This window comes from Ruicaihuangia caeni (assembly GCF_029952955.1).
Taxonomy (GTDB): domain Bacteria; phylum Actinomycetota; class Actinomycetes; order Actinomycetales; family Microbacteriaceae; genus Ruicaihuangia; species Ruicaihuangia caeni.
On sequence record NZ_JASATX010000003.1, the window covers coordinates 412,373 to 425,244 of the forward strand.

11 protein-coding genes are annotated in these 12,872 nt (G+C 67.2%); 5 read left to right on the forward strand and 6 right to left on the reverse strand.

Features of this window, described 5'->3' with window-relative positions; translation table 11 throughout:
- Positions 1–249: 249 nt before the first annotated feature.
- The 3 genes from QF206_RS09470 to QF206_RS09480 are packed head-to-tail and all read right to left on the reverse strand — an operon-like array spanning position 250 to position 3,161.
- Positions 250–1,011 (reverse strand): ATP-binding cassette domain-containing protein, encoded by a 762-nt coding sequence (locus QF206_RS09470; RefSeq protein ID WP_281488969.1) that lies wholly within the window; start codon positions 1,009–1,011, stop codon positions 250–252.
- Positions 1,012–1,064: 53 nt separating this feature from the next.
- On the reverse strand, positions 1,065–2,093 hold the full coding sequence (locus tag QF206_RS09475; protein WP_281488970.1) for an ABC transporter permease: 1,029 nt from the start codon (positions 2,091–2,093) through the stop codon (positions 1,065–1,067).
- A gap of 51 nt (positions 2,094–2,144) precedes the next feature.
- A complete protein-coding gene (locus tag QF206_RS09480; RefSeq protein ID WP_281488971.1) occupies positions 2,145–3,161 on the reverse strand; it encodes an ABC transporter substrate-binding protein in 1,017 nt (338 codons plus the stop codon).
- 285 nt (positions 3,162–3,446) lie between these two features.
- Between QF206_RS09480 and QF206_RS09485 the strand changes: the two genes are divergently transcribed.
- Together QF206_RS09485 and QF206_RS09490 are read left to right on the forward strand one after the other, a co-directional pair.
- Positions 3,447–4,700 carry a zinc-dependent alcohol dehydrogenase gene (locus QF206_RS09485; protein ID WP_281488972.1) on the forward strand — a complete coding sequence of 418 codons (1,254 nt, stop codon included), beginning with the start codon at positions 3,447–3,449 and terminating at the stop codon, positions 4,698–4,700.
- Between the two features lie 104 nt (positions 4,701–4,804).
- Positions 4,805–5,185, forward strand: coding sequence for a RidA family protein (locus QF206_RS09490; protein ID WP_281488973.1), 381 nt, complete (start codon positions 4,805–4,807; stop codon positions 5,183–5,185).
- A 181-nt stretch (positions 5,186–5,366) separates the two neighbouring features.
- On the opposite strand, the gene QF206_RS09495 is transcribed toward QF206_RS09490, so the two are convergent.
- From QF206_RS09495 to dctP, 3 genes are all read right to left on the reverse strand, one after another.
- On the reverse strand, positions 5,367–6,293 hold the full coding sequence (locus tag QF206_RS09495; RefSeq protein WP_281488974.1) for an EamA family transporter: 927 nt from the start codon (positions 6,291–6,293) through the stop codon (positions 5,367–5,369).
- Positions 6,294–6,321: 28 nt separating this feature from the next.
- Positions 6,322–7,764 (reverse strand): aldehyde dehydrogenase family protein, encoded by a 1,443-nt coding sequence (locus QF206_RS09500; protein WP_281488975.1) that lies wholly within the window; start codon positions 7,762–7,764, stop codon positions 6,322–6,324.
- A 199-nt stretch (positions 7,765–7,963) separates the two neighbouring features.
- Entirely contained in the window at positions 7,964–8,983 is a 1,020-nt protein-coding gene (gene dctP, locus QF206_RS09505; RefSeq protein ID WP_281488976.1) for a TRAP transporter substrate-binding protein DctP, read from the reverse strand.
- A gap of 180 nt (positions 8,984–9,163) precedes the next feature.
- Between dctP and QF206_RS09510 the strand changes: the two genes are divergently transcribed.
- From QF206_RS09510 to QF206_RS09520, 3 genes are all read left to right on the forward strand, one after another.
- Positions 9,164–10,876 carry a thiamine pyrophosphate-dependent enzyme gene (locus QF206_RS09510; RefSeq protein WP_281488977.1) on the forward strand — a complete coding sequence of 571 codons (1,713 nt, stop codon included), beginning with the start codon at positions 9,164–9,166 and terminating at the stop codon, positions 10,874–10,876.
- A 200-nt stretch (positions 10,877–11,076) separates the two neighbouring features.
- Positions 11,077–11,841, forward strand: coding sequence for an ATP-binding cassette domain-containing protein (locus QF206_RS09515; RefSeq protein ID WP_281488978.1), 765 nt, complete (start codon positions 11,077–11,079; stop codon positions 11,839–11,841).
- Positions 11,841–12,863, forward strand: a complete 1,023-nt coding sequence (locus tag QF206_RS09520; protein ID WP_281488979.1) for an ABC transporter permease — start codon at positions 11,841–11,843, stop codon at positions 12,861–12,863. Before QF206_RS09515 ends, QF206_RS09520 begins: the two co-directional genes overlap by 1 nt.
- The last annotated feature ends 9 nt before the right edge of the window (positions 12,864–12,872 follow it).

A 12,872-nucleotide genomic window follows, 5' to 3' on the forward strand; every position in this document is an offset into this window, starting at 1 on the left:
CGCGCTGGCAAGTCTCTCCCGCGCGCTGAAAGTCTCTCGCGCGCTGAAAGTCTCTCGCGCGCTGAAAGTCTCTCGCGCGCTGGGAAGTCTCTCCACACGCGCTCTCCGGCGCGCCGGTCTCTCCCGTGGGGGTCCCTGCATGGGCAAGGCTCTGCGGCGCTGGCGGTTCGCGCCACTGTTTACTGTCAGCGCCCGCGGATGCGCCCGGCGCGGGAATACTGCAGGTGGCGCGGATGCCGCGCGTGCCGATCAGCCGGCGAGCTGGTCGAGTCCGGTGATCGACTTCACGAGGCTGTCGGGCGTGAACGTGCTGGTCGGTGCGTCCGCGGCGATGCGGCCGAGCCGCATGACCACGATGCGGTCGGTGACTTCGAGCACGTGCGGGAGCGTGTGCGAGATGAAGATAACCGCCAGGCCTTTCTCGCGCGCCTGCTTGATCACCTCGAGCACCTCAGCCGACTGCCGGGCACCGAGGTGGTTCGTCGGCTCGTCGAGGATGATGACCTTGTTCGCCCACGCCACCGCGCGGCCGATGCCCACCGCCTGGCGCTGACCGCCCGACAGCTTCGCCACCGATCGCGATGACGAGGGCACCGCGATGCCGACCTTCTCGAGCTCGAGGCGCGCGGCCTCGTCCATGCGCTTGTTGGCGAGGAATCCGAGCTTGCCCCAGAAGCCGGGCGCGAGCAGCTCGCGGCCGAGGTAGAGGTTCGCGCTCACCGTGAGGTCGGGGGCCAGGCTCGAGTCCTGGTACAGCGTCTCGATGCCGCCCTCGAGCGCGTCGTGGGGCGAGTCCCACTCGACGCGTTCGCCGTCGAGGAGCAGCTCGCCGGCATCCGGCTTATGGGCTCCTGAGAGCACCTTCACGAGCGTCGACTTTCCGGCACCGTTGTCGCCGACGAGGCCCACGACCTCGCCCGCGGAGACCTGGAAGTCGACGTTGTCGAGGGCGACGACGTTCCCGTACTTCTTCGTGATGCCGCGTGCTTGGTAGACCGGCTGCGTGTTCATGTGCTTCCTTGCTTCGTCTGTGCTGCTGGTGCGAGTCGCGACTTCGAACGCGGTCAGTTGCGGTTGCGGCCGATGGACTGCACGGCGACCGCGAACGCGATGAGCGCGCCCACCACGATCTGTTGAGCGTTGGGCTCGACCCCGATGAGGATCAGGCCGCTCAGCACGCTGGCGGTGATGAGGGCGCCGAGCATGACGCCGGTCACTCGTCCGACACCGCCCATGAGGCTGATGCCGCCGATCACGGCTGCCGCGATCGACTGCAGCTCACCACCACGACCGGATGCCGGCGAGCCGGAGCCGAGCCTGAAGTACACGAACAGTCCGGCGATCGCGGCGAGCAGGCCCGTGAGCGCGTACACCTTCATGAGGTGCTTGTTCACGTTGATGCCCGCAACCCGCGCTGCGAAACCGTTCGAACCGATCGCGTAGGTCCACCGTCCGAATCGCGTGCGTGACAGTGCGAGCCAGGCGATGATGAGCGCGACGAACACCACGATGAGCGGAATGGTGATGATGTCGAAGAACCGCGTGTTGCCGATGAGCACGACCTCGCGCGGTGCACCGGCGATCTGCACCCCGCCGGTGACCACGAGCGTCGTGCCCATGCACGCGCCCATGGTCGCCAGCGTTGCGATGAACGGCGCCAGTTTCACCCGGGTGATGAGCAGCCCGTTGATGATGCCGACGAGCACGCCGACGGCGAGGGCGGTTGCGACGCCGACGGTGATGCTCAGCATCGGGTCCATGCCGCTCTCGGTGGTCGCCCGGATCGCCAACGCGGCCGACACACCGGAGAGCCCCAGCACGGCACCCACCGAGAGGTCGATGCCGCCGGTGATGATGACGAACGTCTGCCCGATCGCCATGAGCATCACCGGACCGAAGTCCTGAAGGATGTTCCCGAACGCCGCTGTCGAGAAATATCTCGGGTTGATGAGCGAGAAGATCAGCACCATGACGGCGAACACTGCGAGCAGCAGCGTCTCCTGCCTGGTGGCGATCTCCTTCCAGCGCTCGCCGCGCGAGGTCTGGATGGGGCTCGTCTGCAGCGGCATCCGTGACTCTTTGAGGTCGGTCATGGGGCTCCTCGGTGGTGCGACTTCAGTGGTGCCAGGGGGGCAGCGCCAGGGCTACTTCTCGGCGTAGGTGTACTTGCGGGTCTCGCCGAGGTTGTCGGCGGTCATGACGACGTTCGGGATGACGACGAGCTTCTCGATGTCACTCTCGCGACCCTCGATGGCGGCGACGGCGGCGCGAAGGGCGATGCGGGCCTCCTCAGCCGGGTCTTGAGCGATGAGCGCGCTGTAGATCCCCTGCTCGAGCTCCTCGACCTGGTTCGAGTACGCGTCGTACCCGATCAGGGCGACCTCGCCGATCAGGTTGCTGTTGCGCAGGGCGGCCACGGCGCCCACGCCGCTGTTGCCCTCTGCGGCGAAGATGCCCTTGATGTCGGGGTTGTTGAGCAGCGCGGCGTTGACCTTCGTGGTCGCCTCAGACGGCTGGCTGTACGCGTAGTCGACGCCCACGAGCTCGACGTCGGGGAAGTTCTCCTCGATCTCCTTGGTGAAGCCCTCGACGCGCTGGCTGTCGGTCGTGATCGTGGGCGAACCGGAGATGACGAACACCTTGCCCGAGCCGCCGATCAGCTCGGCCATGGTCTGTGCCGCCTTGCGCCCGCCGTCCTCGTTGTCGCCGGTGACGTGTGCCGTGAGTTCGCTCTGGTCGGTCACGGTGGTGTCGACCGTGATGACGGGGACACCCTGCGCGACGGCCTTCGTGACGCTGGTCAACAGGGCATCGCCATCGGTGGGGGCCATGATCAGCGCGTCGATGTCCTGGGCGAGCACACCGTCGACGAACGGCAGTTGAGTCTGCGGCGAGTAGTCGCTCGCACTGCCCTGGTAGATCAACTCGATGCCGAGCTTCTTCGCCTCTTCCTGCGCAGCGAGCTCCATCGCGACGAAGAACGGGTCGGAGGAGATGCCCGGGATGAAGGCGATGCGGTAGTTCTTGTCGCCGTTGTCGCCGTCGCCGTTCTGGCCGTCGGTGCCCGTGCCGCCGTTGTTCGCGCAGCCGCTCAGGGCCAGCGTGCCGGCCGCCGCCACGGCGGCGAGGGTCCACAAGCGCTTGCTGAATCGTCGGTTCATGTTGAGCTCCTTTGCTCGAAACGCGTCGGGTCACCCGCGGGACGCGTCACTGCCTGCTGTGCTTGCTGTGTCGCCCGGTGCCGGAACGACGCCGTGCTTGGTTGAGAACGATATCAGTCGCTGCTCGTCTCACCAACCAGACCTCCGCACCGCGGCACATTCGCCGGGCGAATCGGCTCGGTCATAGGGCGCACGGCGGCCAACTGCATCCGTGCCCGGGTGGGCTCGAAGGGCCCGGAGGGTCATCGTGGGGACAGGCGGAACCAGCCACCGGAAGGAGCGCCGATGCGCGCGGTCACCTGGCAGGGGAACGAGAAGATGTCGGTCGAGACCGTTCCCGATCCGTCGCTGCGTGCGCCGACCGACGCGATCATCCGCGTGACGTCGACCGCGATCTGCGGCTCGGACCTCCACCTGTACTCGGTGCTCGGCACGTTCATGGAGCGCGGCGACATCGTCGGGCACGAGGCCATGGGGATCGTCGAGGAAGTCGGCAGTGGGGTGAGGAAGCTCAAACGCGGCGATCGGGTGGTGATTCCGTTCGTCGTCGCCTGCGGCGAGTGCTGGATGTGCCGTCGTGGTCTGCAGTCGCAATGCGAGACGACCCAGGTGCACGCGCACGACACCGGCGCGACGCTGTTCGGCTACAGCAAGCTGTATGGCCAGCTCGCCGGTGGCCAGGCGCAGTATCTGCGGGTCCCATTGGCGGATGCCGGGGCGATCGTTGTGCCCGATGACGGCCGCCCCGACGAGCGCTATCTCTTCATGTCCGACGTCTTGCCGACCGCCTGGCAGGCCGTCGACTACGCCGGCGTCGAGGCAGGATCCACTGTGGTCGTGCTGGGCCTCGGTCCGATCGGTCAGATGTCCGCGCGCATCGCGAAGTACCGCGGGGCGCGGACGGTGCTCGCGATCGATCTTGTGCCAGAGCGCTTGGCCCTCGCCGAGCGCCACGGCATCGAGACGCTGAACCGGGCGGATGTCGCAGACCTTGCCGACGTGGTGCGCGACCGGATCGATGGGCGCGGCCCCGACGCGGTCATCGACGCCGTCGGCATGGAGGCGCACGGCAACCCGATCGTCGGGGCCGTGCACAAGGTGACCTCGTGGCTGCCGGATGCCGTGGCGGAGCCGATGCTGCTGAAGGCCGGCGTCGACCGGCTGCGAGCCCTGCATGACGCCATCGGGATCGTTCGAAGGGGCGGCACGATCTCGATCTCCGGCGTGTACGGCGGGATGGCCGACCCCATGCCGATGCTGCAGATCTTCGATAAGCAGCTCACGATTCGCGCCGGTCAGGCGAACGTGCACCGGTGGATCTCCGACATCCACCCGGTCGTGGCCGACCCGGGAGACCCGCTCGGGGTGCTCGATCTCGCGAGCCATCGGCTGTCGCTCGACGATGCTCCGATGGCGTACGAGAAGTTCCAGAAGAAGCAGGACGGATTCATCAAGGTCGTGCTCGACCCGTGGCAGGCACCGCCAGCAAGCAGCGGGGCGAGCGAGCGGGCGGCAGAGTTCGCTCGGCCGGTCCAGTAGGGTTCCCACGATCGGGTGCGCGACAGGCGCGCCCGCGCTGGCATCAGCGACGACGGGGAGAAGACCGCGTCACGCCGTCAGCGCGATCTCGAAAGGAACCACTCATGGAACGCACTATCGTCGCGCCCGCCAAAGCCCCCGCGCTGAGCCCCCAGTACTCTGCCGCCGTCATCGCCGGTGACACGGTCTACTTCGCCGGCCAGGTCGGCATCGATCCGGCAACGCGGGAGCTCGCCTCGGGCATCGAGGCGCAGACTCGGCAGGCCCTCACGAACCTGACGGCCGTGCTCGAGGAGGCCGGCTCCTCGCGCGATCAGGTCGTGAAGACCCTGTGCTTCCTCAACGACCTCGCCGACTTTGACGGCTTCAACAAGGTGTACGCCGAGTTCTTCCCGGACGCGCCGCCGGCGCGATCGACCGTCGGGGTGGCGCTCCCGGATGGCATGCTCGTCGAGATCGAAGGCATCGCGATCAAGGGCGCCTGACATCACGAGCGCTCGATCAGGGGCGCCTGACACCACGAGCGCTCGATCGAGGGCGCTCGAACGCGCTGAGTGACGCACGTCTGCCGTCACCTGGAGAATCTCCCCGGTGCTTCGGAGCATCGGGGAGATTCTTCGTTCAGTCACCCTCGCCGGCGCTCCGTCAAGGGACGGTCGTCGGAGCTCAGCCGATCGCGAACATCACCGCTGCCGCCAGCGCCAGCACGAGTCCGATCATCTGCACGCGCAGGATGCGCTCCCTCAGCAGCACCGCGGCCAAGATGATCGTTCCCGCGGGGTACAGGCCGGTCAGCACCGACATCACCGTGAGGTCGCCCATCCGGATGCCGGCGAGCAGCGCGATGTTGCCAGCACCATCGATGACGCCCGTGGCCAGACCGAGAGCGATGGGGCCCCGAAAGAACGCGGCGCCCCTGCCCGGACCTTCAGCAGCGCGCAGCAGCGGAAGGCTCCCGGTAGTGACCAGCGCCTGCTGCCGCCGGCTTCTCGTCCACCGCGGCACGAGCACGATCGCGACGATCAGTGCCGTCATTGTGAGCGCGTTGCCGATGCGATTCGCGACCAGCGGGATGAGACCTGAATCCGCCGGGGCGAAGTCGAGGGCGATCAGGAACGCTCCGAGCGACACGCCGGCCCCGATCGCCATCAGTAGCCCTCGCAGACTGGCGCGCGCGGCATCCTTCTCTGGCGTGAATGCGACCAGCGCAATGGCGACGAGCGCGACGAACAGCGCCACATAGCCGACCGGACCAAGTCGTTCTCCGGCAAGCATGCCGCCGAACATGGGCACGGCGGCGCCGATCACCGCTGCGATGGGCGACAGCACGCTCATCGGGCCGATGGCGAGGCATCCGTACAGCAGTGCGAGCCCGACGGCCGCGCAGGCTCCGGAGACGGCGCCCCACAGCACCGCGTCAGTCGAGAACGTGCCCGCGACGAAGAGCGAAGCGACCAGCAGTACGGCGAGGCCGCCGAGTGCTGCGAGCAGCGTGACGACCATCGAGTTGATGCGCTTGGAGGCGATTCCGCCGAGGAAGTCAGCCGCGCCTCCGCAGAACGCGCTCGTCAGGCCGAGGATTACTGTCAGCATGACGAGCGCGTAGCGGAGTGCTCAGGGCTCAGTAGCCGGCCGCGGTGTACGCGGTCGTGACGATCGTGAAGAAGTCACGGGCGTGCGGACCCTGCTCACGCGGCCCGAAGCTCGAGGCCTTCGTGCCGCCGAAGGGCACGTGGTGCTCAGTGGCCGCGGTGGGCCGGTTGATCGCCACGATGCCCGACTGCGCGCGCCGACGGAAGTCGGCCGCCTTCGCCAGCGAAGTCGTGATGATGCCCGAGGAGAGGCCGTAGTCGGTGTCGTTGGCGACCGCGAGGGCCTCCTCGTAGTCGTCGACCTTGATCACCGAGGTGATGGGTCCGAAGATCTCCTCGCGGTTGATGCGCATGTCGTTCCGCGTGCCGACGAACAGCGCAGGAGTGAGGAAGTACCCCTCGGTCGAGCGGGTGACGCGCTCGCCGCCCACGAGCAGCTCGGCGCCTTCCTCCTGTCCGATCCGCAGGTAGTCGAGGTCCTGCTGCAACTGCGATTCGCTCGCGACCGGCCCGATCTGGATGCCGTCTTCGAGCGCGTGGCCGACCGTCAGCGCCTCGGTGGCGGCACGCATCCGCTCGACGAACTCGTCGTGGATGCCGCTCTCGACGACCAGGCGGCTCGACGCCGTGCAGCGCTGGCCCGTGCTGTAGAAGCTGCCGTTGATCGCCGCGCCCACAGCGACGTCGAGGTCGGCGTCGTTGAGCACGATGAGCGGGTTCTTGCCGCCCATCTCGAGCTGGAAGCGCTTGGCGCCGTGCTTCAGCGACTCGGCGGCGATGTGCATACCGGTCTGGGTCGAGCCGGTGAACGTCACGGCGTTGACCAGTGGCGACTCGACGATGCGCGCCCCGATCATGCGCCCGCTTCCCATCGTGAGGTTCAGCACACCGCGAGGAAGGCCTGCCTCGTGCGCGATCGAGACAAGGGCCCAGGCGGATGCCGGCACGAGGTCGGCCGGCTTGAACACGACCGTGTTGCCGTAAGCAAGTGCCGGCGCGATCTTCCATGCGGGGATCGCAATGGGGAAGTTCCATGGGGTGATGATGCCGATGACCCCGACCGGCTTGCGCTCGACGTCGATGGTCATGCCGGGCCAGGTGCTCGCGAAGCGCTCGCCGGTGGCCTGCAGGATCTGCTGCGAGTAGTAGCGGAACGTGTGGCCGGCGCGCGTGGCCTCGGCGATGCCCTCGGGCTTGGTCTTGCCCTCTTCGCGTGAGAGCAGTTCGCCCAGCTCGTCGGCGCGAGCGAGGATGCGCGTGGCGATGCCCTCGAGTATCGCCGACCGCTCGCCGACGGTCATCGCCGCCCACTTCGGCTGTGCCTCGGCCGCGGCGGCGATCGCGCGGTCGACATCGCTCTCGGCGGCGCGCGCGTAGAGGCCGATCGTGTCACCCAGGTCGGACGGGTTCACGTTCGGCTTGAAGTCGTCGCCGATCCATTCGCCGTCGATGTAGTTCTTGTGCTCGTTCATGCTGCATCCCTGGTTCGTGGTCGGCGGTCGCTGGTGGGCGCGCTGGAGTTCGGCTCGGAGGCTGTTTCTGGCCTTCTTCGCGACACCAGCGCGGTGCCCGTCACGGGCACGCGTACCGAGAGTGAATTGCGAAAAGACTACAAAGCGGGCAGTGCCCGGGCGCCGAGGCGCCACGCCGCACTGCCCGCTGAGTAGTATGCTACTTGCCCGCCTCGCGGACTCGGTCGAGCAGGTCGCCGTACGAGTCGTAGAAGCCGGCAGTGGCCTTCTGGTAGGCGGCGAGGTTCGCCTCGTGCACGGTCACCCCTTCTTCGGAGGTGATGCGGTCGAGCGTCTCCTTCTCCGCTTCTGCGAAGCGCTCGGTCGCAACCTCGCCTCCGGCGGTGAACTCGTCGATCAGCAGCTCCTGGAGCTCAGGAGTGAGCTTCTTCCAGGTCGCCTCGCCGATGGCGTAGCCCAGGAAGGTGCGGAAGTGCGCGGTGAGGGTCAGCTGCGGAGCGACCTCGTGCCACTTCTGGGCAACGGTGCCGTTGACCGGGCCTTCCGCGGCCTCCACGACGCCCTGCTCGAGCGCGCTGTAGGCCTCGGTGTTCTCGATGGTCGTGGTCACAGCGCCCAGCGGCTTGAAGGTGCGGTCCCAGGTCTCGATCGGTGGGGTGCGAACCTTCACGCCCTCGAGGTCGGTCGGCTCGGGGTACGCGTTCTTTCCCCACATGTGGCGGGGGCCGTCAAGCCAGTTGAGCGCGAGCACGCGGAGGTTGCCCTCTTCCGCGAGCGTCTCGGTCATCTCCTTGAAGACGTCCGACTGGGCGAACTTCAGGGCCTGGTCGTTGTTCTCGAACAGGAACGGTCCGCCGAGGATCGCCATGTCGGGGTTGCCCAGCGAGGAGGCGGTGCCGGCGTCGATGAAGGTGATGATGTCTTCACCCGAAGCCGCCTGCTGAGCGGTGTCGGACGTGGTGCCGATCTGACCCGCGTGGAAGACCTCGAGCTTCAGCGCTCCATCGCTCTTCTCGTTGACGCTTGCGGCGACCTCGTCGATGGTCTTGCCGTAGATGCTGTCGGCGGGGTTGACGCTCGAGACGCGGATGGTGATCGTCTCGGCAGGGGCGTCGTCGCCATTACCGGCGTCGTTGCTCGCTGTGCTGCAGCCCGAGACCACGAGGCCTGCGGCCGCAAGTCCCACCACGGCGGTGAGAGCGCGGGACTTCAACTTCATTGTTGCCTCCATAGATGGATTGCGAAGGTTCACTCCGGCCGCTCGAACCGCAGCCGTGATGATGGTTTGAGAACGATATCATCGAGTAGCACGCTACGTAAGCGCGCCTTCCGGTCGCAACCAGAACCAACTATTTCAGTTCGATAACGCCGACCGGTCCCGAGAAACGGAGCACCGCCAATGACGGCAAGGTCCCATGTCGGTTCGGCCATCGTCGAGACCCTGGTCGCACAGAGCGTACGGATGGTCACCTGTGTGCCCGGCGAAAGCTTCCTCCCGGTGCTCGACGCGCTTCGCGACCATCGCGACGATGTGCAGCTCATCGTCGCGCGGCATGAGGCCTCGGCCGGGCAAGCCGCTGTCGCGCACGCCATGCGCACCGGACGGGTCGGGGTCTGCGCGGTGTCGCGCGGCCCGGGAGCGCTGCACGCGGCGATCGCTGTTCACACGGCCCAGCAGGATGCCGTTCCGCTCCTGCTCCTCGTCGGGCAGGTGCCGATGGCAGACCTCGGCCGGGGCGCGTTCCAAGAGATCTCATGCGAGGCGGTCTTCGGTTCCATGTCGAAGTGGGTGACCCGCATCGAGCGGCCCGAACGTGCGGCTGAGACCATCGCGCGGGCCGTGCGCATCGCCGAGGCCGGGCGGCCCGGTCCGGTCGTCGTCGAGCTCCCGGAAGACGTGCTCTACGAGACGGTCGCCTCGGTCGAGGAGAACGCCGATGCAGGTGGACGCGCATCTGTGTCGTTCGATGTTGCCAAGCTCACGGCTCTCGCGCCTCTCGCGCCTCTCGCGGGTGAGTTGTCGAGCACGACGCTCGAACGCATTCGCGAGGCCCTGTCGCGATCGGCGCGACCGCTCGTGCTGCTCGGCCGTGGTGGCTGGGGTGGGGAGCAGCACGACGGCATCCGTCGGTTCGCTGAGCGCAACACGCTGCCGGTGGCCGCGAGCTTCCGCTGCCAAGACGCCATCGACAACCGTTCATCGAGCTACGTCGGCCACTTCGGGTTCGGGGCAGACCCGGAACTGGTGCGGATGCTGGCCGAGGCCGATTGCGTCATCGCCATTGGTGGCCACTTCGGCGACGTCGAGACCGACGGCTACACGCGGCGGATCGGCGCCCCGGATGCCGAGATCATTCACCTCGCGGCTTCGGAGGAGGATCTCGACCGCACCGTGCGCCCGACCGCTGCAGAACTCGTCGCTTCCGGTGCCGCTGTTCGAGCGCTCGAGTCGCTCGATCTCGACGGCACCGAGCGGTGGGCCGAGTGGACGAGCGCCGGCCGGGCCGCGTACCTCGCGCACTCGACGCCTCCGGCTTCCGATCGCCTCGGCGCCATGATCGCGGCGGCGAGCGAACTGCTCGGCGACGACGCGGTCATCTGCAACGGTGCAGGCAACTACACCGGGTGGCTGCACCGGTTCTATCGCTATCGCAACGCCGGCACGCAGCTCGCGCCCGCGAACGGGGCGATGGCATTCGGCCTTCCCGCGGGAGTGGCGGCTGCGGCCGCCGGATGCCGCGACGTGGTCGTGTTCGCGGGCGACGGCTGCTTCATGATGTCGGCGCCCGAGCTCGTGACGGCGGCATCCGCTGGGCTGCGCCTCGTCGTCGTGGTGATCAATAACAACCTGTTCGGCACCATCCGCATGCATCAGGACCGAGAGTTTCCGCAGCGCGACTACGGCACGGAGCTGGGCAACCCTGACTTCGTGCAGCTCGGTAACGCGCACGGTTTTGTGAGCGAGCGGGTGCGCGAAGTGAGTGAATTCGAGGCGGCTCTGCAGGCAGCGCTCGGTCGGGCCGAGTCGACTCTGATCGAGATCGACGCCGTCGGCTGGCCGCTCACACCTGCCGCCGCGGCCGGGGCGCGTTCAGTCTCCGCCTCCGGGTAACTCGCCCGACTAAGTCGCTGGCATGCCATGCGTGCCAGCGGTTTCGTTGCGCCCGAAGGTGCAGCGCGGGGTCGATCCTGCCTGATGCGCGAGTTCTGCAGCCGACAACGCGCAACTCATGCTTGTGCAATCACTGTTGTGTCGTCCAAACTCAGTATGGAGTTCAGACAACCGTGGTTCGAGCGCATGGGAGGTCGTCGATGCCGACGCCGTTGTTGGAGGCCAGGGGGCTTGTCAAGCACTTCGGTCACGTAGAAGCTCTCCGAGGCGCCGACTTCGACGTCCACGCCGGCGAGATCGTGGCCCTTGTCGGAGATAACGGCGCGGGGAAGAGCACGCTCGTGAAGGCGCTGTCGGGAGTGCAAAGTCCCGACTCCGGTTCGATCACCCTCGAAGGGCAGCGCATCGACCATTTGAATGCCGAGCGAACGCGCGCCATGGGCATCGAGACCGTGTATCAGGATCTCGCGCTCGCCCCAACCTTGAGCGCCGTGGAGAACCTCTATCTTGGCCGCGAGCGTCGCCGCGCCGGCGTGCTCGGCGCGCTTGGTTTCATCGACAAGGGCGCGATGCGGCGCGGCAGCAAGGAGATCTTCAGCGAACTGGGAGTCGCGATTCAAGATGCGGCATCCCCCATCGCCGGCATGTCTGGCGGACAACGACAAGGCGTGGCCGTCTGCCGTGCGGCCGCGTGGGCGAGCAAGGTCATCTTCCTCGACGAGCCGACCGCCGCGCTCGGAGTCGTGCAGACCCGCAATGTGCTCGATCTCGTGCGAAGGATCCGCGACCGCGGTGTGGGTGTCGTTCTGATCAGCCACAACATGCCCGACGTGCTGGAAGTCGCCGATCGCGTTCAAGTGCTTCGGCTGGGGAGGCGCGTGGCGACATTCGAGCGGGCCGGACTGACCATGGAGCGGATCGTAGCCGCCATGACGGGCGCGTTGAGCGCCAGTGAGGAGCGGTAATGGCAGCGCTGTCACAGACTGCGGAGGACCGACCGGCTCGGTTGACCGACGCGCGCCCGGCTCAGACGATTCGCAATCTGTTCGCGAGACAGACCACCTGGATTGTCGTGATCTTCATCGCGCTCATCGTGACGTTCGGCGTCATCGCCGGTCCGGCCTTCGCGTCCCTCAGCAATGCAAGGAACATCCTCGCGAGCGTGGCGATCCTGCTCGTGCTCTCCCTGGGTCAGATGCTCGTCGTCCTCACGGCCGGTATCGACCTCTCAGGCGGGGGCATCCTCGTATTCTCGGGCGTCGTCGCCACCATGACGATGAACGCCATGGGCGGGCTGAACGGAATCCTCACCGGGCTGGTGGTGGGCATTGCAGCGGGTGCCGGGTGGGGGCTCGTGAACGGCCTGCTCGTCACGCGAGCGAAGATCCCTCCGATCATCGCCACGCTCGGCACCCTCGGGATGACCATGGGGCTCGCGCTCGTGATCACAGATGGCATCGATCTCCGAGCGCCCCTTGAGCTCGTGCAGACGCTCGGGGTAGGTGACATCGCCGGAGCGGTCCCCTGGATTGCGGTCATCGCGCTTCTGCTCGCGCTCGTCGCCGCGGTCGTCTTGAACGAGACCGTGTTCGGACGGCGCACCTACGCCGTCGGTGCCAGCAGCGCCGCCGCTGAGCGGGCCGGCATCCGAGTGAGCAGACACCTCGTGGTCATTTACACCATCGCCGGTGCGCTCGCCGGTATCGCCGGATTCCTCGCGCTGGCCCGATTCGGCACCACAACGTTGGCCGGCCACTCGGAGGACAGCCTCAAGGCCATCACGGCAGTGGTGCTTGGCGGCACCAGCCTGTTCGGAGGCAGCGGAAAGGTGGTCGGCACCGTGATCGGTGCGTTCATCCCCGTGATCCTTCTCAACGGTTTCGTGATCACCGGAGTGCAGGCGTTCTGGCAGCAGTTCGCAATCGGGCTCGTGCTGGTCGTCGCCGTGTTCATCGATCGCATTCGCCATTCGCCTGACCGCATGTGAAGCGGGGCG